Origin of the sequence: Antarcticimicrobium sp. (genome assembly GCF_029212575.1) — a bacterium.
Taxonomy (GTDB): domain Bacteria; phylum Pseudomonadota; class Alphaproteobacteria; order Rhodobacterales; family Rhodobacteraceae; genus Antarcticimicrobium.
The window spans coordinates 26,929-52,925 of record NZ_JARGPK010000095.1 but is presented as its reverse complement, the minus strand read 5'-3'; the positions used below and the strand labels follow the sequence as shown (position 1 = coordinate 52,925).

27 protein-coding genes are annotated in these 25,997 nt (G+C 65.4%); 8 read left to right on the top strand and 19 right to left on the bottom strand.

Features of this window, described 5'->3' with window-relative positions:
* Positions 1-571: 571 nt before the first annotated feature.
* Entirely contained in the window at positions 572-1,456 is an 885-nt protein-coding gene (purU, locus tag P1U75_RS20150; RefSeq protein ID WP_300246593.1) for a formyltetrahydrofolate deformylase, read from the bottom strand.
* Between the two features lie 269 nt (positions 1,457-1,725).
* Between purU and P1U75_RS20145 the strand changes: the two genes are divergently transcribed.
* From P1U75_RS20145 to P1U75_RS20130, 4 genes are all read left to right on the top strand, one after another.
* Complete coding sequence (locus P1U75_RS20145; protein WP_300246592.1) at positions 1,726-2,475, top strand: alpha/beta hydrolase; 750 nt, start codon at positions 1,726-1,728, stop codon at positions 2,473-2,475.
* Positions 2,476-2,481: 6 nt separating this feature from the next.
* Positions 2,482-3,468 carry an alpha/beta fold hydrolase gene (locus tag P1U75_RS20140; protein ID WP_300246591.1) on the top strand — a complete coding sequence of 329 codons (987 nt, stop codon included), beginning with the start codon at positions 2,482-2,484 and terminating at the stop codon, positions 3,466-3,468.
* A 22-nt stretch (positions 3,469-3,490) separates the two neighbouring features.
* A complete protein-coding gene (locus tag P1U75_RS20135; RefSeq protein WP_300246704.1) occupies positions 3,491-4,105 on the top strand; it encodes a hypothetical protein in 615 nt (204 codons plus the stop codon).
* Positions 4,106-4,202: 97 nt separating this feature from the next.
* Positions 4,203-4,919 carry an alpha/beta fold hydrolase gene (locus P1U75_RS20130; protein WP_300246590.1) on the top strand — a complete coding sequence of 239 codons (717 nt, stop codon included), beginning with the start codon at positions 4,203-4,205 and terminating at the stop codon, positions 4,917-4,919.
* 75 nt (positions 4,920-4,994) lie between these two features.
* Here the strand turns inward: P1U75_RS20130 and phaZ are convergent, their stop codons facing one another.
* Positions 4,995-6,281 carry a polyhydroxyalkanoate depolymerase gene (gene phaZ, locus P1U75_RS20125; protein WP_300246589.1) on the bottom strand — a complete coding sequence of 429 codons (1,287 nt, stop codon included), beginning with the start codon at positions 6,279-6,281 and terminating at the stop codon, positions 4,995-4,997.
* Positions 6,282-6,391: 110 nt separating this feature from the next.
* Here phaZ and phaC point away from each other — a divergent pair, with 110 nt between their 5' ends.
* The 4 genes from phaC to phaR all read left to right on the top strand — a co-directional run bounded on the left by phaC (position 6,392) and on the right by phaR (position 10,152).
* Entirely contained in the window at positions 6,392-8,197 is a 1,806-nt protein-coding gene (gene phaC / locus P1U75_RS20120) for a class I poly(R)-hydroxyalkanoic acid synthase (RefSeq protein WP_300246588.1), read from the top strand.
* 129 nt (positions 8,198-8,326) lie between these two features.
* Positions 8,327-8,770: a phasin family protein gene (locus P1U75_RS20115; RefSeq protein WP_300246587.1), complete on the top strand. Its 444-nt coding sequence runs from the start codon at positions 8,327-8,329 to the stop codon at positions 8,768-8,770.
* Positions 8,771-9,022: 252 nt separating this feature from the next.
* The gene (locus P1U75_RS20110; protein ID WP_300246585.1) at positions 9,023-9,487 is read left to right on the top strand and encodes a phasin, PhaP; all 465 of its coding nucleotides are present in this window, start codon (positions 9,023-9,025) and stop codon (positions 9,485-9,487) included.
* Between the two features lie 110 nt (positions 9,488-9,597).
* Positions 9,598-10,152, top strand: coding sequence for a polyhydroxyalkanoate synthesis repressor PhaR (phaR, locus tag P1U75_RS20105; protein ID WP_300246584.1), 555 nt, complete (start codon positions 9,598-9,600; stop codon positions 10,150-10,152).
* A gap of 35 nt (positions 10,153-10,187) precedes the next feature.
* Here the strand turns inward: phaR and P1U75_RS20100 are convergent, their stop codons facing one another.
* The 17 genes from P1U75_RS20100 to secG all read right to left on the bottom strand — a co-directional run bounded on the left by P1U75_RS20100 (position 10,188) and on the right by secG (position 25,892).
* Positions 10,188-11,090: an aminotransferase class IV gene (locus P1U75_RS20100; RefSeq protein WP_300246582.1), complete on the bottom strand. Its 903-nt coding sequence runs from the start codon at positions 11,088-11,090 to the stop codon at positions 10,188-10,190.
* 78 nt (positions 11,091-11,168) lie between these two features.
* Positions 11,169-12,386 carry an aminotransferase class I/II-fold pyridoxal phosphate-dependent enzyme gene (locus P1U75_RS20095; protein ID WP_300246580.1) on the bottom strand — a complete coding sequence of 406 codons (1,218 nt, stop codon included), beginning with the start codon at positions 12,384-12,386 and terminating at the stop codon, positions 11,169-11,171.
* Positions 12,387-12,520: 134 nt separating this feature from the next.
* A complete protein-coding gene (locus P1U75_RS20090) occupies positions 12,521-13,825 on the bottom strand; it encodes an FAD-binding oxidoreductase (RefSeq protein WP_300246578.1) in 1,305 nt (434 codons plus the stop codon).
* Between the two features lie 53 nt (positions 13,826-13,878).
* Positions 13,879-15,237, bottom strand: a complete 1,359-nt coding sequence (locus tag P1U75_RS20085; protein WP_300246577.1) for a glutamine synthetase family protein — start codon at positions 15,235-15,237, stop codon at positions 13,879-13,881.
* Positions 15,234-15,917 carry a type 1 glutamine amidotransferase gene (locus tag P1U75_RS20080; RefSeq protein ID WP_300246576.1) on the bottom strand — a complete coding sequence of 228 codons (684 nt, stop codon included), beginning with the start codon at positions 15,915-15,917 and terminating at the stop codon, positions 15,234-15,236. Before P1U75_RS20080 ends, P1U75_RS20085 begins: the two co-directional genes overlap by 4 nt.
* Before the next feature lie 66 nt (positions 15,918-15,983).
* Positions 15,984-17,318, bottom strand: a complete 1,335-nt coding sequence (locus P1U75_RS20075; protein ID WP_300246575.1) for a glutamine synthetase family protein — start codon at positions 17,316-17,318, stop codon at positions 15,984-15,986.
* Positions 17,319-17,505: 187 nt separating this feature from the next.
* Entirely contained in the window at positions 17,506-18,312 is an 807-nt protein-coding gene (locus tag P1U75_RS20070; protein WP_300246574.1) for an amino acid ABC transporter permease, read from the bottom strand.
* Positions 18,312-19,202 (bottom strand): ABC transporter permease subunit, encoded by an 891-nt coding sequence (locus P1U75_RS20065; protein ID WP_300246573.1) that lies wholly within the window; start codon positions 19,200-19,202, stop codon positions 18,312-18,314. The genes P1U75_RS20070 and P1U75_RS20065 overlap by 1 nt, the downstream gene beginning before the upstream one ends.
* Before the next feature lie 64 nt (positions 19,203-19,266).
* Complete coding sequence (locus P1U75_RS20060) at positions 19,267-19,980, bottom strand: transporter substrate-binding domain-containing protein (protein WP_300246572.1); 714 nt, start codon at positions 19,978-19,980, stop codon at positions 19,267-19,269.
* A 32-nt stretch (positions 19,981-20,012) separates the two neighbouring features.
* Positions 20,013-20,792, bottom strand: coding sequence for an ATP-binding cassette domain-containing protein (locus P1U75_RS20055; RefSeq protein WP_300246571.1), 780 nt, complete (start codon positions 20,790-20,792; stop codon positions 20,013-20,015).
* A gap of 143 nt (positions 20,793-20,935) precedes the next feature.
* Complete coding sequence (locus tag P1U75_RS20050) at positions 20,936-21,676, bottom strand: PhnD/SsuA/transferrin family substrate-binding protein (protein WP_300246570.1); 741 nt, start codon at positions 21,674-21,676, stop codon at positions 20,936-20,938.
* Positions 21,673-22,110: a TerB family tellurite resistance protein gene (locus P1U75_RS20045; protein ID WP_300246569.1), complete on the bottom strand. Its 438-nt coding sequence runs from the start codon at positions 22,108-22,110 to the stop codon at positions 21,673-21,675. Before P1U75_RS20045 ends, P1U75_RS20050 begins: the two co-directional genes overlap by 4 nt.
* Before the next feature lie 46 nt (positions 22,111-22,156).
* Positions 22,157-22,597 (bottom strand): TerB family tellurite resistance protein, encoded by a 441-nt coding sequence (locus P1U75_RS20040; RefSeq protein WP_300246702.1) that lies wholly within the window; start codon positions 22,595-22,597, stop codon positions 22,157-22,159.
* Between the two features lie 44 nt (positions 22,598-22,641).
* The gene (locus P1U75_RS20035; protein ID WP_300246568.1) at positions 22,642-22,935 is read right to left on the bottom strand and encodes a DUF1330 domain-containing protein; all 294 of its coding nucleotides are present in this window, start codon (positions 22,933-22,935) and stop codon (positions 22,642-22,644) included.
* A gap of 68 nt (positions 22,936-23,003) precedes the next feature.
* Positions 23,004-23,711, bottom strand: coding sequence for a hypothetical protein (locus P1U75_RS20030; RefSeq protein ID WP_300246567.1), 708 nt, complete (start codon positions 23,709-23,711; stop codon positions 23,004-23,006).
* A gap of 2 nt (positions 23,712-23,713) precedes the next feature.
* Positions 23,714-25,357, bottom strand: coding sequence for a CTP synthase (locus P1U75_RS20025; protein ID WP_300246566.1), 1,644 nt, complete (start codon positions 25,355-25,357; stop codon positions 23,714-23,716).
* 157 nt (positions 25,358-25,514) lie between these two features.
* Entirely contained in the window at positions 25,515-25,892 is a 378-nt protein-coding gene (secG, locus tag P1U75_RS20020) for a preprotein translocase subunit SecG (protein WP_300246565.1), read from the bottom strand.
* Between the last annotated feature and the right edge of the window lie 105 nt (positions 25,893-25,997).

The following is a 25,997-nucleotide window of genomic DNA, read 5'->3' as shown; positions in this document are numbered from 1 at the left end:
CCGTCTGGGCGATGCGCTGCGCGTCTTTTTCAACGTAGAGTTGCGGGATAGCACTGTCGCTATCGCGGACATCGGCGAACCGCTCGGGTTCGAACAGGTCCAGATCGAACGTGCGGGACCTTTAGGCGAGCTTTGTATGGCGTTCGTTTCCGATATAAAACCAGGGAGATGAATTCGGCCATTTCCGTAGGGCGGTAGTTCCCGAGCGAGCGCATCCGCCTGCCAATAGCACTTTGCTCATGTGATGTAACCTTTTGGTATTCAAGTTGTCTCCAGCGTCAATCCTTCAAACTGACCCGTGCAAGAACATTGAGCACGAGCGGACTTTGCAAGGACTGGTGATCCGGCTCCCCTCTAATTTTCGGGGGGCAGCACAGCAAGGTTTCGGCGTCCGGCGACCTGCATCGGGTCGCGAGGTGATAAGGGTCAAAGGGGAAACCGTCTGGGTGTCCGGTGAAACAAGGGCCGGTGCTCTCGGTATCCCTTCAGCCATCTCGCGGAACATCGGGTCAGCCCGGCCACCCTTCCGACGTTTCCCCGCGCCCGCCGAAACCGGAGCGGGGTGGCCCGCTTAGCCCATCTTTTCACTGGCGTAGGAGCCGGGCGAGGCGGGGAAAACCACGGTCTTGTTGCCGTTGATGAAGGTGCGGTGGTGGATATGGGCGTGGATCGCGCGGGCCAGCACCTGGGCCTCCACATCGCGGCCGAGCGAGACATAGTCGCCCGAGGACTGCGCATGGGTGACGCGCACGGTGTCCTGCTCGATGATCGGCCCCTCGTCGAGATCGGCGGTGACATAGTGGGCGGTCGCCCCGATCAGCTTCACCCCCCGTTCGAACGCCTGCTTGTAGGGGTTGGCGCCCTTGAAGCTGGGCAGGAAGGAATGGTGGATGTTGATGATCCGCCCGGACATCTTCTGGCACATCTGGTCGCTGAGGATCTGCATGTAGCGCGCCAGCACGATCAGCTCGGCCCCGGTATCCTCGACCACCTGCATGATCGCGGCCTCGGCCTGGGGTTTATTGTCTTTGGTGACCTTGATGTGGTGGAACGGGATGTCATGGTTGACCACCAGTTTCTGGTAATCGAGATGGTTCGACACCACGCCGACGATGTCCACCGGCAGCGCGCCGATGCGCCAGCGATAGAGCAGGTCGTTCAGACAGTGGCCGAAGCGGGACACCATCAGCAGCACCTTCATCCGCTCCGCGGCGTGGTGCACGTCGAACGCCATCTCCATCCGCTCGGCCACCGGGGCAAAGCCCTCGGTCAGCTGATCGCGGGTCCGGCCCTCTTCGCTGTCGAAGCTGACGCGCATGAAAAAGCGGCCGGTCTGCAGGTCGTCGAACTGGTGGCTGTCGAGGATGTTGCAGCCGGTCTCGGCGAGGTAGCCGGCGACGGCGGCGACGATGCCGCGCCGGGTGGGGCAGGAAACGGTAAGGGCGTATGTGCTCATCGGTGGTCCGGTCCAAGGGTTCGAGGGGCGCGGAAGCTGCCCCGGCCCCGGGTGCATCACGTTTCTATGTCAGCGCCGCGACAGGTTTTCCAGCGGCTCCGGCCCGGTTTTCGCACCGTTCAGCCCGGTTGCCTGATCCACATGCGACGCATTGCGAACAGCAGCGCACCATCGGAAATATTGCCATGGATCCTGGAGCCGCCGGCGCGCGGCAATTGACGATTGCACGGCGCGCCACCTGTCGGCATGATCCCGGCCAAGGAGATCACATGCCCGCAACGACATTTCTCGAAACGCCCCAGGGGCGCCGGCTCGCCTATCATCGCAGCACGGGGCAGGGGCCCTGGATCGTGTTCCTCGGCGGATTGAAATCCGACATGGAGGGGACCAAGGCGTTGCATCTCGAGGCCTGGGCCAGGGCGCGCGGCCGCGCCTTCCTGCGGTTCGACTATTCCGGCCACGGCGAAAGCAGCGGCACCTTCGAAGGGGGGTGCATCGGCGACTGGCACGAGGATGCGCTGGCCGCCGTGGGCGCACTGACCGAGGGCGGGATCGTGCCGGTCGGCTCCTCCATGGGCGGTTGGCAGGCGCTGTTGATGGCGCGGGCGATTCCGCAGCGGATCAAGGGGTTGGTCACCATCGCCGCCGCGCCCGATTTCACCGAGGACGGCTATTGGGCCAGTTTCACGGATGCCGAGAAGGCGCAGTTGGAGCGTCAGGGGCATGTGGTGAAGGAGTCCGATTATATGGAGCCCTATGTCATTTCCAGGCGGATGATCGAGGACGGCCGCCGCCGGCTGGTGCTGCGCGACCCGCTGGCGCTGCCGTTCCCGGTGCGCTGTCTGCAGGGCACCGCCGATACCGCTGTGTCCACCGAGACGGCGCTGCGCCTGATGGATCACGCGAATTGTCCGGACATGCGGCTGACGTTGGTCAAGGATGCCGATCACCGGTTTTCCGACGGTCCCTGTCTGGGGCTGATCGAGGCGGCGCTGGAAGAGGTCGTCGAGGCGGAGTGATGGTAAATGTTCGGTAAACGGTTGAGGCGCGGTCTTTTTACCCTCGGTGCGGTCGCGGCCCTGCTCTGGGCATTTGGTCCCTATGAGGCGGTGCCGCTCCACGCGGGGTTCGAGGCCGCGACGCTGGATGCGGGCATTGCGACTTATCTGGCCGGGCAGGAGGCCCGGTTCGATGACATCACCCCGGGCGTGGAGAAGCGGGTGGTCTGGCGCCCGGGATACGAGGAGCGGCGGACGCCGGTCTCGATCCTCTACGTGCACGGGTTTTCCGCCACCTCGGAAGAGATCCGCCCGGTGCCCGACCTGGTGGCCGAGGCGCTGGGCGCGAACCTGGTCTATACCCGGCTGCGCGGCCACGGGCGCGGCGGCGCGGCGATGGCCGAGGCGGATGTCGGCGACTGGATGGCGGATCTGGCCGAGGGGCTGGCGGTGGCCCGCGCGGTGGGCGAGCGGGTGGCGGTGATCGCCACCTCCACCGGTGCCACCCTCGCCGCCGTGGCGCTGCAGAACCCGCAAATGTCCGAGGGGGTCGATGCGGCGGTGTTCGTCTCGCCCAATTTCGGCATCAACGATCCGGCGGCGGTGCTGCTGACCCTGCCCGGCGCGCGCTACTGGGTGCCGCTGGCGGCCGGGCGCGAGCGCGCCTTCGCGCCGCAGAACGATGGGCAGGCGCGCTATTGGACCACCACCTATCCCACCGTGGCGCTGATGCCGATGGCGGCGCTGGTGCGCCGCGCGGCGCGACTGGATTATTCCGGCGCGGGGATTCCAGCGCTGTTCTGGCTGTCGGACGACGACCGGGTGGTGCGCCCCGACATCAGCCGCGAGATCGCCGCGCGCTGGGGCGATGGCGCGCAGGTACAGGCGGTGACCATGGGGCCGGGCGACGATCCGAACGCCCATGTCATCGCCGGCGATATCCTGTCACCGGGCCAGACCGGGGCGGCGGCGCTGGCGATGGTCGACTGGCTGCACGCGCAGGGGCTGCGCTAGGCCCATGCGGACACCGGGCAGCATGCGCGGGCTGGAGGAGCTGGGCCGCGTCCGGCTGTCGAAGCATTTCTATTTCCGCGATTTCCTCTATTCCGAGATTGGCAGTTTTCACCGCATCCCCAACCTGCCGGACGATCCCGACCTGGCGATCGAGACCGGCCGCGCGTTCTGCGAAACCCTGCTCGATCCTCTGGAGGAGACCTTTGGCCGGATCGCGGTGCGCTCGGGCTATCGCTCGGCGGCGCTGAACCGGTTCGGCAACGAGAACGGCCTGAACTGCGCGCGCAACGATCATCCGCTGGAATGCCATATCTGGGATCGCGGGCGCGGCGCGGACCGGGTGGCGGGGGCGAGCATCGTGATCCCCTGGTTCGCCGACCGCTATGCGCAGGGGCGCGACTGGCGCGATCTGGCCTGGTGGCTCTACGATCACCTGCCGTTTTCCGAGGTCTGGTTCTTTCCCAGGCTCTGCGCCTTCAACATCGCCTGGCGGCCCTTGCCTCTGCGCCGCATCGACAGCTATATCGCGCCGCGCGGCACCCTGCTGCACGCCGGAGAGGCCGCGGGCGAGCGGGCGGCGGAGCGGCGCGCGCGCCATGGCGATTTCCCGCCCTTTCGCGGCGTCGCCTACCCCTGAACAAGTGTCGCAACCGCTTGTGGACGCGGGCGGAAAACCGCATGGTGGCGACAGGGGCCAGGTGCCCGTATCCGTTGATGAAGCAAAGGAATCCCGCATGACCGAAGCCCTCGTCCTGTTGCCCGGAATGATGTGCGACGCGCGCATTTTCGAGCCGCAGATCAACATCCTGACGCGCGAGCGCGCGGTGATGGTGGCGCCGGTCACCCTGGGCGAGCGAATCGAGGAGATCGCTTCGAACATCATCGATCAATTGCCGCAACGCTTTGCTCTGGCCGGGCTCAGCATGGGCGGCATCGTGGCGATGGAGATCCTGCGCCGGGTGCCGGACCGGGTGACGCGACTGTGCCTGATGGATACCAACCCGCTGGCCGAATCTCCGCCCGAGGCGGCGGCGCGCGAACCGATGATCGTCAGCGTGCGGGCCGGGCGGCTGGACGCGGTGATGCGCGAGGCGATGAAGCCCGACTACCTCGCCCCCGGGCCGGGGCGGATGGAGGTGCTGAACACGGTCTATGCCATGGCCGCCGATCTGGGGCCGGAGGTTTTCGTGCGCCAGAACCGCGCCTTGCAGCGGCGCCGGGACCAGCAGAGCACCCTGCGCAAGTGCAAGGTGCCGACGCTGATCCTGTGCGGCGCGCATGACCGGCTGACCCCGGTGAAACGGCACAGCTTCATGGCCGAGCTGATACCCACGGCCGAGCTGACGGTGATCGAGACGGCCGGGCACCTGCCGCCGCTCGAAGCCCCGGAGGAGACGCTGGCGGCGCTGCGCCACTGGTTCGATATGCCTCGGGCCGCGACCGCGGGCTGACGGCCGGGCGCGGGGTCTGTCCCAGTCGGGATAGGGCAAGCACGGCGGCGTTAGTCCGCCGCGCCATCGTTCCGGTCAGCTCGCGGCGGCGTTGCGGTTGGCCGGGCGGCGCGCGCGCCGCGGCGCCGGGGCCGAGCTGTTGGCGTTCATGAACTCGATCACCAGCGGGCGGATATTGTCGCGCCAGGACCGGCCGGCGAAGATACCGTAGTGGCCGGCGCCGGGCTCGACATGGCTGGCCTTCATGCTGTCGGGCAGGCCGGTGCACAGGTCGAGCGCGGCGATGCACTGACCGGGGGCCGAGATGTCGTCGTTGGCGCCCTCGACGGTCTTGACCGCGACCTTGGTGATCTTGCCGATGTCCACCTTGTGGCCGTCGACAACGAATTCGTTCTTGGCGATCTCGCCGCGCTTGAAGATGCGGTCGACGGTCGACAGGTAGAATTCCGCGGTCATGTCCATCACCGCCAGGTATTCGTCGTAGAACCGGTTGTGCGCGTCGTGATCGCCGGCCTCGCCGCGCACCACGCGCTGGATCTGGCTGGAAAAGGCCTGCGAGTGCCGGTCCGAGTTCATCGACATGAAGGAGGCGAGCTGCAGCAGCCCGGGGTAGACCAGACGTCCGACTCCCTTGTTCTTGAATCCGACCCGCTGGATCATGGTTTCCTCGAGCTGGCCCATGGTGACGCGGCGGCCGAAATCGGTCACGTCGGTGGGGGTGGCATCGGGGTCGATCGGGCCGCCGATCAGGGTCAGCGACAGCGGCTGTGCATCGGGGTCCTGCTCGGCCAGATAGGCGGTGGCGGCCAGCGTCAGCGGCGCCGGCTGGCAGACCGCGATCACATGGGTATCCGGCCCCAGATGACGCATGAAATCAACGAGGTATAGGGTGTAATCCTCGATGTCGAACTTGCCCTCGGAAACCGGGATGTCGCGCGCGTTGTGCCAGTCCGTCACGTAAAGTTCGCAATCGGGCAGCAGGCTCTGGGCGGTCGACCGGAGCAGGGTGGCATAGTGCCCGGACATCGGCGCGACCAGAAGAACCTTGCGCGGCTGGATGTCCCGGCCCGGAACCTTGAAGTAGATGAGATCGCCGAACGGCCTTTCGACAACCGTCTGGATATCCACCACATGGTCTTTGCCATCCTCGCAGGTGACGGTGCGGATGCCCCAGTCGGGCTTGGTCGCCATGCGCTGGAAGGTGCGCTCGGTCACCTCGCCCCAGGCAGCCATCCAGTTGAACAGCGGGATCGGTGCCATGCTGAAGGCGGGGTAAGAGGCGAAGGACTGTGCCGTCGCGCCAAGCCACTGGTTGGCGTTTCTGGCCGTCTCCATCAGATCGTAGGTCATCATATAGCGCATTCGGGTCTCCTCGGTTTGCGACCAGTATCATTTGGTTCAAACGCCGCTTTGCCTCCCGAACGCTGCGACGGTATTCTGCGTAGCAGAAAGAGTAGGGGGGATTCGTTAAAATGACAACTAGTGACGATGGAGGTGGCGCCCTAGGGCATGAACATCTCGATAAATTGACTGAAAACCTCAGGAAGGTCGAAGCCCTCTCAAAGCGGTTGATGGAGGTGATGTCGCACAAGACCACCCACAACCCGGCCCTGAATGCCCCGAACCAGGAATTGTTCACCCGCGCCGCCACCGCCTATTGGAGCCAGGCGATGCAGAACCCGGCCAAGCTGCTGGAGGATCAGATCGAGTTCTGGGGCAAATCGGTCAAGCATTTCGCCGAGGCGCAGCAGGCGCTGGCGCAGGGCAAGCTGGTCGCGCCCGAGGATCCGGGCCCCAGCGACAAGCGGTTTTCCAACCCCCTTTGGGACAGCCACCCCTATTTCAACTTCGTCAAGCAGCAGTACCTGATCAATGCCGAGGCTATCGAACAGGCGGTGGCCGGGGTCGAAGGCATGGACGCAAAGGAAAAGCGGCGGCTGAGCTATTTTGCCCAGCAGATCGTCGACATGATGTCGCCGACCAATTACCTGGCGACCAACCCGGACGCGCTTGAAAAAGCGCTGGAGACCGAGGGGCAGTCGCTGGTGCAGGGGCTGGAAAATCTGATCGCCGATCTGGAGGCCAACGACGGCGAACTGGTGGTCCGCCTGGCCGACGAACAGGCATTCGAGGTGGGCGGCAACATCGCCGCCAGCCCGGGTGAGGTGGTGTACCGCAACCGGATGATGGAGGTCATACAGTACAAGCCGAGCACCGAAACCGTGCACGAAACGCCCGTCGTGCTGTTCCCGCCCTGGATCAACAAGTTCTACATCCTTGACCTCAAGCCGCAGAACAGCCTGATCAAATGGGTGGTCGAACAGGGCTATACGCTGTTCGTGGTCAGCTGGGTCAACCCCGACCGCTCCTATGCCGAGATCGGGCTGGAGGATTACATAGAGGAGGGGGTTCTCGCCGCGATCCGCGAGGTCAAGGCAATCTGCGGCGTCGAGCAGGTCAACGCGGTGGGCTATTGCATCGCCGGCACCACGCTGTCGATGGCGCTGGCGCTGATGAAGAAGCGCGGCGACAAATCGGTTAAATCGGCAACCTTCTTTACCGCGCTGACCGATTTTTCCGACCAGGGGGAGTTCACCCCCTTCCTGCAGGACGATTTCATCGACGGGATCGAGGAGGAGGTCGCCGAACAGGGCATCCTGCGCTCCTACATCATGTCGCGTACCTTCTCTTACCTGCGCTCGAACGATCTGGTCTACGGCCCGGCGGTGCGCAGCTACATGCTGGGCGAGGCGCCGCCGGCGTTCGACCTGCTGTATTGGAACGGCGACAGCACCAACCTGCCGGGGCGGATGACGACGCAGTACCTGCGCGGGCTGTGCCAGCGTAACGAGTTCTGCGAGGACGGGATCAAGATCCTGGGCGAGACGCTGCACGTGAAGGATGTGAGCGTGCCGCTGATGTCGATCTCCTGCGAGACCGATCACATCGCCGCCTGGAAGGACATCTACCGCGGCGTGCAGCAGATGGGATCGCGATCAAAGATCTTCATCGTCTCGGAATCGGGCCATATCGCCGGGATCGTGAACCCGCCGAGCAAGAAGAAATACGGCCATTACACCAACTCCGATCTCAAGGGCGACGCGAACGCCTGGATGGAGGGGGCGACCTTTCACGAAGGCTCCTGGTGGCCACGCTGGGAGGAATGGCTGTCGAAGCGCTCCGGCAAGCAGATTCCGGCCAGGGACATCGGTGATTCGGATCATCCCGGCCTGGCCCCGGCCCCTGGCACCTATGTGGTGGCCAAGTCAAAGGCCTGATTTCATGGGGTTATGAAGTTTTTTCTGCAGTGCAGCGATTTCTCTTGAAATGCTGCGTTGCAGCATGCATATTGTCCTTGGCTGAGTTGAGTAACGGGATTGTCCCGTACAGCGTTAAGGACGGATACAATGGCAAACACCCAAGATTTTACCGCGATGATGAAAGACGCAATGGGCGCGTTCCCCGTGGATACCTCCGCGATGGAAGGTGCGTTCAAGTCGACCGCGAGCCTGAACGAGAAACTGACCGGCGTGGCCCTTGAAGCCGCTGGCAAATCCTCGGAAATTTCGAGCACCTGGACCAAGGACACGCTGGCCAAACTGGCCGAGCTGTCGAAGGCCAAAACCGAGCCCGCCGACTATGCCAAGGCAATGACCGATTTCGCTTCGGCCTCCGCCGAGGTTGCCGCCGAGAACATGTCCGCCTTCGCCGAAGTCGCCAAGAAACTGCAGATGGATACTGTCGAGCTGCTGATGGCCGCTGGCAAGGACATCACCGAGGACGCGACCAAAGCCGTCAAGAAGGCCACCGACGAGGTGACCACGGCTGCCAAGAAGGCCGCCGCCAAGTAAGGCAGGCGAACAAACTATTGCTTTGCACCTCTCTCCTCCCAACCGGTGCAAGAGCGCAAGGGCAGGTCGAAAGACCTGCCCTTTTTTCATGCCGCTTTCATGCCGCCGTCACGGCGCCCGGGCAGGGCGAATGAAAAAAATGCTGCATTGCAGCAAAAAGGGCCTTGAATTGCTGCAGTGCAGCATTCATATACAATTCAGAAGACAGCGGGCCCCGGCCCGGATGACCCCGAGAATTAAAGGACCAGACCCATGACCAACAAAGATTATTCCGAGATCCTGAAAGACATGATGAGCGCTTTCCCCGTGGACACCTCCGCCATGGACGAGGCCTTCAAGACCTCTGCCGCGCTGAGCGAGAAGCTCTCGGGCGTGGCCCTCGAGGCCGCCGGCAAATCCGCCGAACTGTCCAGCCATTGGGCCCAGGACACCCTGGCCAAGGTGAACGAGATCGCCAAGGCCAAGGCCGAGCCGGCCGACTATGCCAAGGCCATGAGCGATTTCGCGTCGGCCTCGGCCGAGGTCGCCGCCGAGAACATGGCCGCCTTTGCCGAAATTGCCAAGAAGGTGCAGATGGACACCGTCGAGCTGATGGTTTCCGCCGGCAAGGACATGGGCCAGGAGGCCTCGGCCGCCATGCAGAAGGCCGCCAGCGACATGACCGCCGCCGCCAAACCGGCGGCCGCCGCCAAGAAGCCGGCAGCCCGCGCCAAGTAAGCCGCGTCGCAGCATCGGAAACAATGGGGCGGGCCTTCGGGCCCGCTCTTTCTTTTTGTTTTGCGCTCGCTTAGTGTTTGCCGCAACGCATCGTGTTTGGAGGGCGAGACGTGGCCGAAGACCAGAAACCGCTGCTGATCAAGCGTTATGCCAGCCGCCGGCTCTACAACACCGAGACCAGCGATTACGTCACGCTGGAAGATATCGCAGGCTTTATTCGCGCGGGCCGCGAGGTGCAGATCGTCGATCTGAAAACCGGCGACGACCTGACCCGGCAATACCTGCTGCAGATCATCGCCGAGCATGAAAGCCGCGGCGAAAACGTGCTGCCGGTCAACGTGCTGAACGACCTGGTGCGCGCCTACATGCTGCCGGGCGGCGGCATGATGCCGCAGTTTCTGCAATCCTCCTTCGAGATGCTGCGCGAAAGCCAGTCGAAGATGATGGAGAACATGAGCGCGATGAACCCGATGGCCAAGATGCCCGGGTTCGAGGCGATGCAGGCGCAGCAAGAGGCCTTCCTGAAGGCGATGACCGGCGGCCTCGGCGGCGGCTGGTCCGGCCCGGAGGGCGAGGGCGGAGTTCCCGGCGCCGGCAGCGAGGACCTCGATGCGATCAAGAAGCAGCTCGCCGAGCTTCAGGACAAGCTGTCGAAGCTGAAATAGGTCGCCCCGGAAACCCCGGTTCCAGCCGCGCGCGGTCAGTCGTAACGGATCGGGCTGCGAAAGCGCGGCTCTTCCAGCCATTCGAAATAGGTCTGCCGCAGCGCCCGCGCCACCGGGCCCGGCGCGCCGTTGGAAAACCGCCGCTCATCGACCTGCACCACCGGGATCACCCCGCCGCCGGAGGACGACAGGAACACCTCGTCGGCCTCCTGCAATTCGTCGAGCGGCAGCGGCCGGGTTTCCACCGTCAGCCCGCGCGCCGTCGCCATCTCCAGCACCGTGCGCCGGGTGATCCCGTGCAGCACCCCATGCTCCGAGGTCACCACCCGGTCGCCGAACACCGCGAAGACGTTGAACCCCGGCCCTTCGGTCACGTTGCCCTCGTGATCGAGCAGCATCGTGGTCTCGAACCCCTTGTCCTTGGCCTCGAACAGGCCGGAGGTGAAATCCCCCCAGTGATAGTTCTTGACCCGCGGGTTGACGCTGTCCTGCGGGATGCGGCGCACCGACTTGGCAATCCAGACGGTGGTTCCCCGGTCGGCCGCATCGGGTTTGACGATATGGACGTAGGGCACGCACCAGGCATAGAAATGGTTCTGGCAATCGCGCGGGTCGCGGCTGCCCGGGACCGGGTTGCGCCCGCGCGCGGCGACCATGGAAACATAGGCGCCCTTCAACCCCGAGGCGGCAACCATCTCGTGCAGCGCGCCCTGCACCTCGCCCGCATCCATCAGGATGTCCATCCGCTGTGACGCGACCGAGGCAAGGAACCGTTCGAGATAGTCCTCCAGCCGGAAAAACGCCCCGCCCCAGACCGGCACCACGTCATAGGCGATGTCGGAATGGGTCACGCCCCAGTCGGTCACCCCGATCGAGGCCTCGGAAATCGGCAGGATGCGGCCGTCCATCCAGGCGGCGCCGTGGGAAAGATCGCTCATGGCTCAAGCGTGGCGCGCGTTGGGCGGTTTGACAAGGGATTTGAGTGCGGCGCGGGGCAGGGCCCGCACCCAGGTCCCTCAGGTACCGAAGGCGCGAACCGGGCCGGCGGCCTCGGCGGCGGCACCGATCAGCACCTCCGCGATGGCATCCAGTTGGTCGGACTTCAGATAGACCGGCAGCCGCACGTCGCAGGCCTGCATCAGCATCGCCCGGGTCTGCGGCAGTTCCGGCAGATCCGCGATGAACTGCCAGTTCCAGAAGGCGCGGGCGTTGTCAGCGCTGAGGCCAAAGACCTGCACCTTGACCCCGTTGGCCCCGGCGGCCTCGGCAAAGGCGCGGGTCTGGCCCTCGTCCAGCCCGACCAGGTTGAACTGGATCGAATCCGGCGCGCGCACCTCCGGTCCCAGCGGTTCGGGCACCGACAGGAAGGGCGAGCTGTTCAGCCTTGCCGCCACGTGGTCGTGGTTGGCGCGCCCGTCGCGCACCCGGCGCAGCAGTTCGGGCAGCTGCGGGCGGATCACCGCCGCCGAAAGGTTGCTCATCCGCAGGTTATAGAGCGGCAGCCGGTTCTGCCAGCGGCCAAAGGCAGCCTCCAGCGCGCCGGTATTGTCGCCACGCGGCCCCTTGTGCTTTTTCCAGTTGTGCTCATAGGCGCCCGACATGATCACCGCGCGGGCCACCAGATCGGCGTCGTCGGTGATCATTATCCCGCCCTCGCCGGCGTTGATCATCTTGTAGGACTGGAACGAGAAACAGCCGATCTTGCCGATGGTGCCGATGTTCTTGCCATCCCAGACGGTGCCCAGCGAATGCGCCGCATCCTCGATCACCGGAATGCCGCGCGCATCGCACAGCGCCATGATCGCGTCCATGTCGCTGGTATGGCCGCGCATGTGGCTGATGATGACGGCGGAAATGTCCCGGTCCAGCCTGGCCTCGAAATCGGCCAGGTTCACCCGGTAATTCTCGCCCACCTCGCAGAGCACCGGCTGGCAATCCGCATGCACCACCGAAGAGGGCACCGCGGCAAAGGTAAAGCCGGGGATCAGCACCCGCGCGTCGCGCGGCAGGCCCAGCGCCTTGAGCGACAGGAACAGCGCCGCCGAACAGGAGGACACCGCCAGCGCGTACTTGCTGCCGATCATCTCCGCGAACTCCCGCTCCAGCAATGCGACGGGCGCATCCTGCGGCGCGGTATAGCGGAACAGGTCGCCCGATTGCAGCAGCGCGTCGATGGCCTCGCGCGCGGCGGGGGGAATGGGCTCGGCGTCATGGACGTTCGGGATGCGTGTCATATTTCTGTTTCCTTAATAGAGCCTTTCAAAAATATAAAACGAAGAAGGCGAAAAGCCAAGCGCACACACCGCCCGACGGGCAAAATCCGGCCGCTGGCACGATCTGAGCTGCAGATGGGAAACAGGCGGCGGTGTCAGATCCCCAGCCGGTCGCGCAGCGAGAACCATGTCATCGCCAGCACCAGCAGCGGGTTGCGCAGCGCCGGCCCGCCGGGAAACGGCGAGTTGGGCAGCCGCGCCATGGTGTCGAACCCCTCCGCTTCGCCCCGGATCGCCTGCGCCATCAACTGGCCCGCGTGGGTGGCGGTGCCGACCCCGTGCCCGGAATAGCCCGAGGCGGACAGGATGTTGGGCGCCACCCGCGCGAGATAGGGCAGACGCTTCATGGTGATCGCCAGCGTGCCGCCCCAGGCATAGTCGATCCTGACGTCGCGCAGATGCGGATAGATCTCGCACATCGGCTTGCGCACCTTGGCGGCAATATCGGCGGGGAACCGGTAGCCATAGCTTTCGCCGCCGCCGAACAGCAGACGCTTGTCGGCGCTGAGGCGGAAGTAGTTGACGACAAAGCGGCTGTCGGCGACGGCGATGTCCTTGGTCAGCACTTTCGCGGCGTCCTCGCCCAACGGCTCGGTCGCGGCGACGAAGTTGTTGATCGGCATCACCCGCGCGGTGACCTTGCCGTTCAGCCCGCCGAGATAACCGTTGCAGGCCAGCACCACGTGATCGGCGGTGACGGTTCCCTTCGGGCCGGTCAGGCGGGCCGGTTGCCCCTCGTCGATCCGCAACACCTCGGTATCCTCAAAGATGCGCACACCGGCATCCCGTGCCGCCCGCGCCAGCCCGAGGGCAAAGTTCAGCGGGTGCAGGTGCCCGGCGCCCCAGTCGACCACGCCGCCGCGATAATCCGGCGAGGGGCAGAGCGCGTGAAAGGCCCCGGCATCCAGTGCCTCGATTTGATCATATCCATAGCGCGATTGCAGCAGCCCGGCATAGTCGTGCAGGTGCCTCACGTCGCCCTTGGACGATCCGGCCCAGGCCACGCCCGGCCTCAGATCGCAGTCGATACCGTGTTTCGCCACCAGCCCCTTGACCAGATCCTTGGCATCCTCGCCCAATTGCCAGAGGGTCTTTGCCTCGTCTCGGCCGACAAGCGGTTCCAGCCCGTCCTGCGCCACCCGCTGACCGCTGCCCAGTTGTCCGCCGTTGCGGCCCGAGGCGCCGAAGCCCACGCGCTGCGCCTCCAGCAGCACCACGGACAGCCCGGCCTCGGCCAGGTGCAGCGCCGCCGACAGGCCGGTATAGCCCGCCCCGACGACGCAGACATCCGCCTTGACCGCGCCGTCAAGCGGCGCGAACCGCTCCAGCTCGTGCGCGGTGGCCGCGTACCAGCTTGCGGGGTATTCGCCGTGCCGGTCGTTGGAATAAAGCAGGTTCATGCCTGTCCTCGCGTTTTGTACGTTTCGGGACGAAAACTCCCCGATGTCCGGGATCAGACGTTCAGCAGCAGGTGCTCCCGCTCCCAGGGCGAGATCACCTGCAGGAACTCCTCGTATTCCGAGCGCTTGACGATGCCATAGACGCGGCAGAACTCCTCGCCCAGAACCTCGTGCAGGTCGGAGGCCTCGTCGAACACGTCCAGCGCCTGGCCCATCACCTGGGGGATGTCCGGCTCGTCGCTATAGGCGTCGCCGCGCTGCTGGCGGTCGGGGCGCAACTCCTGCATCAGGCCGAGGTAGCCGCAGGCGAGGCTCGCGGCGATGCCGAGATAGGGGTTGCAGTCCATCCCGGCAAGCCGGTTTTCCACCCGCCGCGCCTCGGGGCCGGAGAGCGGCACCCGGATGCCCGTGGTGCGATTGTCGCGGCCCCAGCTGAGGTTGATGGGCGCGGCGTGATCGCGCACGTAGCGGCGGTAGGAGTTGACGTAGGGTGCCAGCACCGCGATCGCCGAGGGCAGGTGTTTCTGCAACCCGCCGATGAAATGGTAGAAGGCATCGGTTTCCCCGCCCTGTGGGCCGGAGAACAGGTTGGCACCGGTTTCCATGTCGATGATCGAATGGTGCACATGCATGGCGCTGCCCGGCTCGTCCGCGATGGGCTTGGCCATGAAGGTGGCGAAACAGTCGTGGCGCAGCGCCGCCTCGCGGATCAACCGCTTGAAATAAAACACTTCATCGGCCAGTTTCACCGGATCTCCGTGGCGCAGGTTGATCTCCAGCTGGCCGGCACCGCCCTCCTGGGTGATGCCGTCGATCTCGAATCCCATCGCTTCGGCGAAATCGTAGATGTCGTCGATCACCGGGCCGAATTCGTCCACGGCGGTCATCGAATAGGCCTGCCGCGCCGCCGCCGGTCGGCCGGAGCGGCCCATCATCGGCTCGATCTCCTTGGCGGGATCGACATTGCGGGCGACCAGGTAGAATTCCATCTCGGGCGCCACCACCGGCTTCCAGCCTTGGGCGCGGTAAAGCTCGACCACCCGTTTCAGCACGTTGCGCGGGCTGAACGGGATCGGGTCCCCGTCGCGATCAAAGGCGTCGTGGATCACCTGCAGCGTCCAGTCGCCGGTCCAGGGCGCGGCCGAGGCCGTGGTGATGTCCGGTTTCAGGATCATGTCCCGCTCGATGAACCCGTCCTCTCCGGCCGCCTCGCCCCAGTCGCCGGTAATGGTCTGGAAAAAGATGCTGTCGGGCAGGTGGAAATAATCTTGCCGCGCGAATTTGCTGGCCGGCACCGCCTTGCCCCGGGCGATGCCGGGAAGGTCGGAAATAATGCACTCCACCTCGTCCAGGCGGCGCCCGTCGAGATAGGCCTGCGCCGCCTCGGGCAGGGTTTTCAGCCAATCGGTCATTGCGACCTCACTTTCTTGAGGAATTCGGCCATGAAACGGACGATGCGGGCATCGTCCAGCGGCCCGTCGAGGTGTGCCGCGGCATCGGCGAGCAGCGCGTCGGGCACCACCCCCTTGCCACGGGTTCGGATCAGCCCGTCGATGAACTCGGGCGAGAATTCCGGATGCGGCTGCACCGTCCAGATGGAATCGCCATAGGCCAGGACGGCGTTTTCGCAAAAGGCGTTGCTGGCCAGGACCCGCGCCGCCTCGGGGCGTTGGGTGACCTGGTCCTGGTGCCAGGCGTTCAGCGCGACGGTCTCGCCGCCCATGTCGTATTCGGTGCGCCCGACCGACCAGCCGCCGGCGAATTTCTCGACCCTGCCGCCCAGCGCCTGGGCGATGATCTGGTGCCCGAAGCAGACGCCGATCAGGGGCCTGCCGCTGTCGCGGATGTCGCGGATGAGCTGTTCCAGCGGCGGGATCCAGTCGTGATCCTCATAGGCGCCGTGCCGCGACCCGGTGATCAGCCATCCGTCCGCCGCCTCGGGTCCGGCGGGAAGGACGCCGTCCAGCACCGGGTAGGTGTCGAAGGTGAAGCCGTGGCCGCCCAGCAGGGTTTCGAACATCTGGTCGTAATCCCCCATCTGACCGATCAGGGTGTCGGGGGCGTGGCCGGTTTGCAGGATGCCGATTTTCATGAGTCACCGATTGCGGGTTGGGTCGAAATCTAGGCTGTCGCCGTGAGGCGCACAAGGATGTGCGGTTCAGACCGTGTCGAGATAGATGTCCACCTGCTCGGCCGGCGAAAGCTCGGCCATGTAATGCAGTTCCTGCCGCTTGGTCAGCACGAAGTTGCGGATCAGGGCGGGGTCGAAGATGCGCGGCATGATCGTGCTGTTCGCAAAGATGTCGATGGCCTCGCCCCAGTCAATCGGCATCTGCGGCAGATCCAGGTCATAGGCGTTTCCGGTGATCGGTTCGGGCGGCTCGATGCCGTCCTCGATCCCGTTCAAGGCTGCGCCCAGAACCGCAGCCATCATCAGATAGGGGTTCACGTCGCCGCCCGCGACGCGGTGCTCGATCCGGCGCGCGGCGGGGTTGCCCGAGGGGATGCGCACCGCCGCGGTCCGATTCTCATAGGCCCAGCAGATGCCGGTGGGTGCGTGATTGCCCGGCACCAGCCGCTCGTAGCTGTTGCCGTGGGGGGCCAGGATCAGGGTAGAATCGTGGATCGCAGACAGACATCCGGCTACCGCGTGGCGCAGGGTGTCGGTGCCCTGCGGACCGCCGTCGTCGAAGATGTTGCGCCCCTCGTCGTCGAGGATCGAGAAATGCATGTGCAGACCCGAGCCGGAGTAATCCTCGTAGGGTTTTGCCATGAAGGAGGCGGCAAAGCCATGCCGCCGCGCCATGCCCTTGAGCAGCATCTTGAACAGCCAGGCATCGTCGGCGGCGCGCAGGGCGTCGTTCTGATGCATCAGGTTGATCTCGAACTGGCCCAGCCCGGCCTCGGAAATGGCGGTGTCGGCGGGAATGTCCATTTCCTCGCAGGCATCGTAGAGATCGCCGAAGAAGGTGTCGAAGGCATCCAGCGCCCGGATCGACATGATCTCGGCGGCCTTGCGCCGTTTCTGCGATCGCGGCGAGACCGGCACCTGGAGGCTTTTTCCGCTGTCGTCGATCAGAAAGAATTCCAGCTCGACCGCCGCCACCGGCCTGAGCCCGCGCGCCTTGTAGCGATTGAGCACGGCGGCCAGCGCGTGGCGCGGATCGCCCTCGAACGGGCGGCCATCGTCGCGGTACATCCAGATCGGCAGCAGCGCGCTGGGCGAACTGAGCCAGGGCATCGGCACAAAGCCGCGCTCGGTCGGGCGCAGCACGCCGTCGCGGTCGCCGCTTTCGAACACCAGCGGGCTGTCGTCGATATCCTCGCCCCAGATGTCGAGGTTCATCACCGACAGCGGAAAGCGCGTGCCGTCGCTGACCACCTTGTCGGCGAAACGCGCCGGGATCCGCTTGCCGCGGGGCTGGCCGTTGAGGTCGGCGGCGGCCACCCGGATCGAATGGACCTGCGGATTCTTGCGAAGATAGTTCTGCATTCTGTCACCTGGTCGTTCGGCACGCGGACCCGGTCCCGGCAGGGAAAAGGGGATGCCGATAATTTGATCAAATTATTGGTAGCCCGGCAAGCACCGTCGCGCAAGGGGAGAGTTGCGGTAGCCGCGACAGAACGGGCCGCCCGCTGGCGCCTTGATCGTTTTCTATGCCGGTCTGGTGCTGGCGCGGCTACCGAATGAGGTTCGGGCGCAGCCGCAGCCTGGCGCGCCGTTCGGCCGGCAGGTGGCGGTTGAGCCGTCGGTTGACCAGCCCGAAGCTGCCCACGATCGTCAGCGTCACTAGGATGAAATACATCGCCAGGATCGGGTAGGGGACGAAGGGGTTGAAGGTCTTGTCGGCGAAATAGCTGGCGTAATAGAGCGCGTCGCCCTTCTGCCGCCAGGCCGGGAAGCCCGAGAAGTAGACCAGCGTGGTGGCATGGAACAGGAAGATCGCCTCGTTGGTATAGGCCGGCCAGGCCAGCCGCAGCATGGTGGGCCAGGTGATCTTGCGGAACTTCTTCCAGCCGGAGAAGCCATAGGCATCGGCTGCCTCGAGGTCTCCGCGCGGGATCGATTGCAGGGCACCGTAGAAGATCTCGCCCGAGTAGGCGGCGGTGTTGAGGAACAGCACCACCAGCGCACCCAGCCAGGCCGAGGTGAAGGGATCGAAGACCGAACTCACCCCCTTGAGGCTGAGGAACAGGAAATAGGCGAAGAAGAACTGGATGAAGAGCGGCGAGCCCCGGAACAGGAAGATGAACCATTCCGCCGGCTTGCGCAGCGCCCGGTTGGGCGAGGCCTTGCCCAGCGCCAGCGCGGTGGCCAGGAAGAAGCCCGCCATGAGCGCCAGCAGCGCGAAGTAGACGTTCCAGATCATCCCCGAGCCGATCAGCGTGAACTGCTGGCAGAGCGTGAAATCCTCGCGCGGGAGCAACCGCTCACCGATCCCGATCGAGCGCAGGGCGTAATCCTGTATGGTCACCCAGCAGCTCATCACGCGGCCCCCTTGGCGCGGCGCTGCGCCTCGCCCCCGGCGGTGGCCTGGCCGTGCGAGAGGCGGCGCATGATCCGGTCGAGCACCAGCTCGGAGATCCGGGTGAAGCCGAGGTAGAAGACCAGCAGCGCCAGGAAATACCACATCCGCCAGTCGCCATGCGGGTAATCGGTGAAGCGCGGGTTGGCGGTGCCGCCCAGCTCGCGCGCCCAGTAGACAATATCCTCGACCCCGAGCAGGAACAGCAAGGGCGTCGCCTTGATCAGCACCATCCAGAGGTTGGACAGGCCGGGCAGCGCATAGACCCACATTTGCGGCACCAGCACACGCCAGAAGGTCTGCCGGTGGCTCATGCCATAGGCCTCGGCGGTTTCGATCTGGGCATGCGGCACCGCGCGCATGGCGCCAAAGAGCACGTTGGCGGCAAAGGCGCCGAAGACGATGGCAAAGGTCAGTACGGCGACGAAAAACCCGTAGGTCTCATGCACCCATTGCGGTGCGGTGCCCAACGGCAGCTTGGCGGCGGCGCAGACCACGAAATCGTTGCCCTGTCGGATCGGCTGATCCCAGTCGGGGCATTTGACCTGGTGCCGGACCCATTCGAAGGCCTGGTCCAGCGCGATCACGAAGAACAGGAAAAAGGCGATGTCCGGCACGCCCCGCACGACCGCGATATAGGCCTTGCCGAGCCAGTTCAGCGGCAGCAGGCGCGACCGCGCCGCGCTGGCCCCGCCGAACCCGAACAGCAGCGCCGCCGGCGCGGTGATCGCCAGCAAAAGCAACACGGTGCCGAACGAGGCATAAAACCCCATATGCTTGCCCGTGGTGAGGTAGCAGGCAAGCCATTGCAGCCGGGGCAGGGTTTCGTGATCTGTGCAGAATTCGAACATGCGGCGCAATCAAGGGGCCCCGCCCCGGCGTGGCCGGGACGGGGCGGTCAGGGGGGAGAGGCGATCAGAACGTGCTGGAGACTTCCCATTTCGAGATCAGCGTGTTCAGGCTGCCGTCGTCCTTCATCGACTGGATGGCGGCGTCGAACTTGGCCTTCAACTCACCGTCGGATTCGCGCACGCCCATGCCGACGCCGCCGCCGATCTCCTCTTCACGCTCCAGCAGGACAAGGTCGGCCTCTTCGTCGGCGACCGGCGCGAGATAGGATTTGTCGGCCAACACCGCGTCAGCCTCGCCGTTGCGGACTGCGGCGATGGTTTCCTCGGGGGTTGCAAACTCCACCAGGGTCCAGCCCTTTTCGGCCACGAAGGCGGCCTGGATGGTGTTGGTCTGGGCGGCGATCACTGCGCCCTCGACATCCAGATCGGCCGACAGCGACAGGTAGGCCGAGGGATCGGGCGGGGTGTAGTTCTGGGTGAAGTCGATCACCTCGTCACGCTCGTCTGTGATGCTCATCCCGGCGATGATCACGTCATAGTTGCCGCTGACCAGGTTGGGGATGATCGAATCCCATTCGTTGGTGACCCATTCGCAGGTCAGTTCGGCGCGCTTGCACAGCTCGTCGCCCAGCGCGCGTTCGAAGCCGTCGACCTGGCCGCTGTCATTGATGAAGTTCCACGGAGGGTAGGCGCCCTCGGTGCCCATGCGGACGGTGTCGGCTGAGGCCATCCCGGCGCAGAGCGCGAGGGCGGCGGTGGCGAGAACCAGCTTTTTCATGAAAATACTCCCTTATGGTCTGGTTTTTGGTGTCACGCAGCGTGGGATGTCGAGGACAGGAACCCGCGCAGTCGTTCTGATTTGGGCGCGCCGAACAGCATTTCTGGCGGCCCCTGTTCTTCGATCCGGCCCAAGTGCAGGAACACCACGTGATCGGACACGTCATGGGCCATGTTCATGTCATGGGTAACGATGATCATGGTGCGCCCCTCGGCGGCCAGATCGCGGATCACGCGCACGACCTCCTGTTCCAGTTCGGGGTCCAGCGCGCTGGTCGGCTCGTCGAACAGCAGCGCCTCGGGCTCCATGCACAGCGCCCGGGCGATCGCCGCCCGCTGCTGCTGGCCGCCGGAAAGCTGTGCCGGGTAGGCATCAAACTTGTCACCGATGCCGACCTTGTCCAGGTACTTGCGGGCGGCGGCCTCCACGTCGGCGCGGTCGCGGCCCAGAACGGTGAGCGGCGCCTCCATCACGTTTTGCAGGATGGTCATATGCGCCCAGAGGTTGAATTGCTGGAACACCATGGAAAGGTTGGTGCGGATACGCAGAACCTGGCGCGAGTCTGCCGGGCGGCGGTGCTGGCCGCTGCCCTTCCATTTCACCGGCTCGCCCTTGAACAGGATCTCGCCCTGCTGGCTGTCCTCGAGCAGGTTGGCGCAGCGCAGCAGCGTCGATTTTCCCGATCCCGAGGAGCCGATCAGCGAAACCACGTCGCCCTTGTGGGCGGTGATGTCGACGCCCTTGAGCACCTCCAGCTCACCATAGCTTTTGTGCAGGTCGCGAATCTCGATGACGGGCGTTGCGTCGGCCACGGTGTCTCCGGGTCTTGTTGCGTATCAGGACGGTACTAGGGCGGAAATTTCGGTTCAATGCAACTTTCAAAATGCCGGATGGGCCGGGGAATCCGCCGAATTGACCAAAGGTCAGCCGTGAAAGGTGTCGATTCGGGCAGGGCTCAGGCGGCGGGCGGCGGCGGTGTCGGCACCGCGAGATAGGCGCTGGCCGGCAGGGTCTCGATCCCGCCCAGGCGCAGCGCCGCGCGGTCGGTGGGAGAGAGCGCCGCGACGGCTTCGCGCAGGGCGGCGCGCAGCGGCTCCGGGTCGCGGCTGGCGGCGGTGATATAGGGCAGGGCAGGGGTGGGCGCGGTTGCCCCGATCACCCGGAGCCCTTCGGTCACCGGGTCATGTTCGTTCAGCAGCGCCCAGGTCAGCGCGTCGATTCCGGCGATTTCGGCGCGCCCCTCAGCCACCGCGCGGGCCGAGGCCGCATGGGCGCCGGTCTGCAACAGGGTGGAAAACCGGATGCCGCGTTGCGCGAAATAGGCAGAGGGTGCCGCCCAGCCGGATTGCGACAGCGCCTCGTTATAGGCCAGCGTGCCGCCGGCGAACGCCTCCGGCGCCTCGCCCGGCGCGTCGGCGCGCACCACCAGCACTGAGTTGTAGTGGCCCGGAGGGCAGCCCGGCAGGCCGTGATCGGGGGTGGCGACCAGGGTAACGGACCCGTGCAGCCGGGTGCGGTAGGGCATGCCGCAGGTCTGCGCCAGCAGCAGCTCGGGCGATTGCCAGGCCTCCCAGGGGTCGGCGTCGCGACTGAGGGTTTCCGGTCCCGCGCCCAGGGCCGTGCGGATCGCCTGCCAGTACCTGTCATTGGCGGCCCGCAGCGGGGCCATGTCGTACATGCCCAGCCAGGCGATCACCTCTGCGCCACCCTTTGCCGCGCCAGCGCCGAGTCGCGGTCGTTCACGCCCAGCAGGTTGGACACCAGCCGCAGCAGCGCGTCCTCCTCCTCGGCCCGTTCGCCATCGGCGAGCACCACAGACCAGGCGGCCTCGACCACGGCGCGACGGTCCTCGTAGGGCACCGCATCCTTGATCGCGCGGGTAAAGCGGACGGTGTCGGGGGCCTCGGACTCCAGCGTCTCGGCGCGGCTGCGCAGCGCGGTGGCTTCGAAGGGGGAGAGGCCATAGCGGGCGGCGGTCACCCGGTCGATGCGGTCGCGCTCGGCCTGGGCGTAATCGTTGTCCGAGCGCGCGATGCGGACCAGAAGCGCGCTCAGCGCCAGCCTTGCGTCGTCTTCGGTCAGCGGGTCGGGGTCGGGCCGGGTCAGCCGGGTGAGGAAATCTCGGAACATGACTGTCGATATATAGCCGCGTCTCTCCGACGCCAAGGGCGCGCGGTCAGAGCCGGGCCTGAACCCGGTCGCGGGCGGCCTCGCTGTCGGCGAAACTGAGGCCCATCGCCTTGCGGGCCTCCTCGATGATCTTCAACTCGCCCTCTTTCTGCTCGCCGTCGGCCAGCACCACCTCCCACAGCGCATCCATCGCCGCGAGCCGTTCCTCGAGCCCGGTGGTCTCGCGGATCAGCTTGCCGAAGGTGTCGGTCTCGGGCGCGGCGGCGTGAAGTTTTTCGCAGGTGGCGCGCACCTTGGCCGCCTCGATCGCGTTGTGCTGGTACATTCGCGCCAGGATCCGGTCGATCAGGCTGATCTCTTCGACCTGGTAGTCGCGGTCGGCCTGCGCCACCCGCACCAGCAGCGCCCCGAGCGCCAGTTCGGCGTCCGGGTCCGGCAGCGCCGCAGGTGCGCTCGGCCGAAAGGACTGGAACAGCTTTTTCAACATGGCCAAACCTTCTTTTTCCTTTGCCTTCCCGCGTCATGGGCGGTTCAGCCGTCATACCCCTCGACGATGACCAGATCGCCGGTCGAGACAGCCTCGCGAATCGCCTTGGCCGCCTGATAGCCTGCACTGTCGTAACAGGCCACCGCCTTGTCGTAGCTGTCGAATTCAATCACCACGGTGCGCTTGCGCACCTCGCCTTCCCGAACCTCCTGCCGGCCGCCGCGAACGAGGAAGCGGGCGCCGTATTCCGCAAAGGGCACGGCGTTGGCGTCCCGGTAATGTTCGTACACCTCGGCGTTATGCACATCCACGTGGCCCACCCAATAGCCTTTTGGCATCACCTGTTCTCCTCATACGGCGCCGGAAGTCTGCCGTCGCGGCGCGCCCTTGGCAAGCGGCTTGCCCCTCAACCGGTGAGCCGGGGGCAGCCAAACCGCAGATCGTCCAGCGCGACGCCGCCCGGATCGCGGTTCTCGACCGTCATTCCGGCGATGCGGGCGGCGGGGTCGAATAGCGCGTGTTCGGTGATCCCCTCGGGCAGGGTCAACTGCCTCAGCGCAATGCGCGTCCCGTCCCGGGCATAGAGCGTGAGCGTCACGTTGCCCCGGTGGCCGGCGTTGAGGCTGGTGTACTCGGTATGCACGCGCAGACCCACGGCGCAGACATCGCGGCGAAACAGCACCGCCACCGCCCCCTCGCCGCGCGCCAGAGGATCGGGCTGGCCCAGTTTCCCCAGCGGGTACAGCGCCATTGATCCGAACCCCTCGTGCAGCGACAGGCTGACCACCTGGCCGGGCGCACCGGGCCGGATCGCCAGCGGGGCGTCGGGCGCGCCGCGCAGCACGTCATGCGGGCCGCCCCGGTCGATCTGTTCGGAGCCGACACTTTGGCCGGCGAAGGCCTCGCCCAGAAGGCCGCCGCGAAAGGCGATGCCATGGTCGAAATTGTAACCCGGATAGGGTTTCGCCGGCAGCCGGTCGAAACTGACCAGGTTGGGGGCGAGGGTTTCAAGATCCGCATAGGGAACCTTGACCACCTCCTGCGCCGCCACCGGGGCGGCGAGCGGGACGAGGAGAAAGGCGATCAGGCGCAGCGGTGGGTATGAAACAGTCATCCTCACACCAGCCGCGAGGTCTCCTTCGCCGCGCGGACGAAATCCTTGAACAGCGGATGCGGATCAAAGGGTTTCGATTTCAGTTCGGGGTGGAACTGCACGCCGATGAACCACGGGTGATCGGCCCATTCCACGATTTCCGGCAGCCGACCATCGGGGGACATGCCGGTAAAGCACAGACCGCAGTCCTCGAGCTTGTCGCGGTATTTGATGTCGACCTCGTAGCGGTGGCGGTGGCGCTCCTCGATCTGGGTGGTGCCATAGACCTGCGCCACCCGGGAGCCCTCTTTCAGAACCGCGTCATAGGCGCCCAGCCGCATGGTGCCGCCCTTGTCGTCGCTGGCGCTGCGGGTGACCTTGTAGTTGCCCTGCACCCATTCCTTGAGGTGATAGACCACCGGCTCGAACCGTTTCTTGCCGGCCTCGTGGTCGAATTCCTCCGATCCTGCGGTCCTGACACCTGCGACGTTGCGCGCCGCCTCGATCACCGCCATCTGCATCCCGAGGCAGATGCCGAGATAGGGCACCTTGTGTTCGCGGGCGAACTGGGCCGCCTTGATTTTGCCCTCGGTGCCGCGCTCGCCAAAGCCGCCGGGCACCAGGATGGCGTCGAAATCCTCGAGATAGGGCGCCGGGTCCTCGGTGTCGAAGATCTCGGCATCGACCCATTCCACCGCGACCTTGACCCGGTTGGCCATGCCACCGTGGGTCAGCGCCTCGGCGATGGATTTATAGGCATCCTCAAGCTGCGTGTACTTGCCGACGATGGCGACCTTCACGTCGCCCTCGGGGTTATAGATGCGATCCGCCACATCCTCCCAGCGGGTCAGGTCGGGACGTGGGGCGGGGCTGATCTGGAACGCGTCGAGCACCGCCTGGTCCAGCCCTTCGCCGTGATAGGCCAGTGGCGCCTCGTAAATGGATTTCAGGTCCAGCGCGGCGATCACCGCCTCCGGGCGCACGTTGCAAAAGAGTGCCAGTTTCTCACGCTCCTTCTGCGGGATCGGTCCCTCGGAGCGGCAGACCAGGATGTCGGGGGCCAGACCAATCGAGCGCAGCTCCTTCACGCTGTGCTGGGTCGGCTTGGTCTTGAGCTCGCCGCTGGCCTTGATGAAAGGCAGCAGCGTGAGATGCATGAACACGCATTGCCCGCGTGGCTTTTCCTGGCTGAACTGGCGGATCGCCTCGAAGAACGGCAGCCCCTCGATATCGCCGACAGTGCCGCCGATCTCGCAGAGCATGAAATCGACCTCATCCTCGCCGATGCGGATGAAATCCTTGATCTCGTTGGTGACGTGGGGAATGACCTGGATGGTCTTGCCGAGGTAGTCGCCGCGGCGCTCCTTTTCCAGCACGTTGGAATAGATCCGCCCCGAGCTGACCGAGTCGGTCTTGCGCGCCGCCACCCCGGTAAAGCGTTCGTAGTGGCCCAGGTCCAGGTCGGTCTCGGCGCCATCATCGGTGACGAAGACCTCGCCATGCTCGAACGGCGACATGGTGCCGGGATCGACGTTCAGATAGGGGTCCAGCTTGCGCAGCCGCACCGAGAAGCCGCGCGCCTGCAACAAGGCCCCCAGCGCCGCCGATGCCAGCCCCTTGCCGAGTGAGGATACAACCCCGCCGGTGATGAAGATGAATCGCGCCATTTTCGGCTGCTCCCGTGATTTGCCTGTAATCCGATGCCCGAAGCGGTCGAAAAACCGCAGCATCACGGGACTTCATCATAGCAGGATTCGCAGGTCATGCGCAAGAGAACCGCAAGATGCTGTTGCGGTTCTCTTTCAGATTTCTATTTGTAGTGGGTCAGTCGGCCCGTGGCACCAGCGGTGCGTTGTCGCCCTCGGCTGGCGGCAACAGGTCCTGGCCCGCCGGCAGGCTCGGTGCGGCGTCGCCGGTCTCCTCTACCGCCGGGGTCTTGCCCAGCCGGTCGAGCACCGAGGTGCCGGCCGATTTCTCCGCCGCGATGATGGTCAGAAGGATCGACGTCACGATGAAGGCCGCCGCGAGAACCCAGGTCACCTTGCCCAGCGCGGTCGCCGCCGCGCGGCCGCTCATCACGCCGCCGCCGCCACCGCCACCGCCGCCCATCCCCAGACCGCCGCCTTCGGACCGCTGCAGCAGCACGACGGCGATCAGGCCGACGGCGAGAAGGAGGTGGATGATGAGGACGACGTTTTCCATGAGTTCCTGCAGCGCTTTCCCGGTGTCGCGGGGTATGTAGGGAAGTTTGCCGGGCGGGGCAAGCGATCAGTTGCACTCCGCCCTCCCGGGGATGCAACTGCGGGC

Coding starts and splice junctions, on each gene's coding strand:
- purU (WP_300246593.1), bottom strand. CDS start 1,456: ATGAGCACATACGCCCTTACCGTTTCCTGCCCCACCCGGCGCGGCATC.
- P1U75_RS20145 (WP_300246592.1), top strand. CDS start 1,726: ATGCCCGCAACGACATTTCTCGAAACGCCCCAGGGGCGCCGGCTCGCC.
- P1U75_RS20140 (WP_300246591.1), top strand. CDS start 2,482: ATGTTCGGTAAACGGTTGAGGCGCGGTCTTTTTACCCTCGGTGCGGTC.
- P1U75_RS20135 (WP_300246704.1), top strand. CDS start 3,491: ATGCGCGGGCTGGAGGAGCTGGGCCGCGTCCGGCTGTCGAAGCATTTC.
- P1U75_RS20130 (WP_300246590.1), top strand. CDS start 4,203: ATGACCGAAGCCCTCGTCCTGTTGCCCGGAATGATGTGCGACGCGCGC.
- phaZ (WP_300246589.1), bottom strand. CDS start 6,281: ATGCGCTATATGATGACCTACGATCTGATGGAGACGGCCAGAAACGCC.
- phaC (WP_300246588.1), top strand. CDS start 6,392: ATGACAACTAGTGACGATGGAGGTGGCGCCCTAGGGCATGAACATCTC.
- P1U75_RS20115 (WP_300246587.1), top strand. CDS start 8,327: ATGGCAAACACCCAAGATTTTACCGCGATGATGAAAGACGCAATGGGC.
- P1U75_RS20110 (WP_300246585.1), top strand. CDS start 9,023: ATGACCAACAAAGATTATTCCGAGATCCTGAAAGACATGATGAGCGCT.
- P1U75_RS20100 (WP_300246582.1), bottom strand. CDS start 11,090: ATGAGCGATCTTTCCCACGGCGCCGCCTGGATGGACGGCCGCATCCTG.
- P1U75_RS20095 (WP_300246580.1), bottom strand. CDS start 12,386: ATGACACGCATCCCGAACGTCCATGACGCCGAGCCCATTCCCCCCGCC.
- P1U75_RS20090 (WP_300246578.1), bottom strand. CDS start 13,825: ATGAACCTGCTTTATTCCAACGACCGGCACGGCGAATACCCCGCAAGC.
- P1U75_RS20085 (WP_300246577.1), bottom strand. CDS start 15,237: ATGACCGATTGGCTGAAAACCCTGCCCGAGGCGGCGCAGGCCTATCTC.
- P1U75_RS20080 (WP_300246576.1), bottom strand. CDS start 15,917: ATGAAAATCGGCATCCTGCAAACCGGCCACGCCCCCGACACCCTGATC.
- P1U75_RS20075 (WP_300246575.1), bottom strand. CDS start 17,318: ATGCAGAACTATCTTCGCAAGAATCCGCAGGTCCATTCGATCCGGGTG.
- P1U75_RS20070 (WP_300246574.1), bottom strand. CDS start 18,312: ATGAGCTGCTGGGTGACCATACAGGATTACGCCCTGCGCTCGATCGGG.
- P1U75_RS20065 (WP_300246573.1), bottom strand. CDS start 19,202: ATGTTCGAATTCTGCACAGATCACGAAACCCTGCCCCGGCTGCAATGG.
- P1U75_RS20060 (WP_300246572.1), bottom strand. CDS start 19,980: ATGAAAAAGCTGGTTCTCGCCACCGCCGCCCTCGCGCTCTGCGCCGGG.
- P1U75_RS20045 (WP_300246569.1), bottom strand. CDS start 22,110: ATGTTCCGAGATTTCCTCACCCGGCTGACCCGGCCCGACCCCGACCCG.
- P1U75_RS20040 (WP_300246702.1), bottom strand. CDS start 22,597: ATGTTGAAAAAGCTGTTCCAGTCCTTTCGGCCGAGCGCACCTGCGGCG.
- P1U75_RS20035 (WP_300246568.1), bottom strand. CDS start 22,935: ATGCCAAAAGGCTATTGGGTGGGCCACGTGGATGTGCATAACGCCGAG.
- P1U75_RS20030 (WP_300246567.1), bottom strand. CDS start 23,711: ATGACTGTTTCATACCCACCGCTGCGCCTGATCGCCTTTCTCCTCGTC.
- P1U75_RS20025 (WP_300246566.1), bottom strand. CDS start 25,357: ATGGCGCGATTCATCTTCATCACCGGCGGGGTTGTATCCTCACTCGGC.
- secG (WP_300246565.1), bottom strand. CDS start 25,892: ATGGAAAACGTCGTCCTCATCATCCACCTCCTTCTCGCCGTCGGCCTG.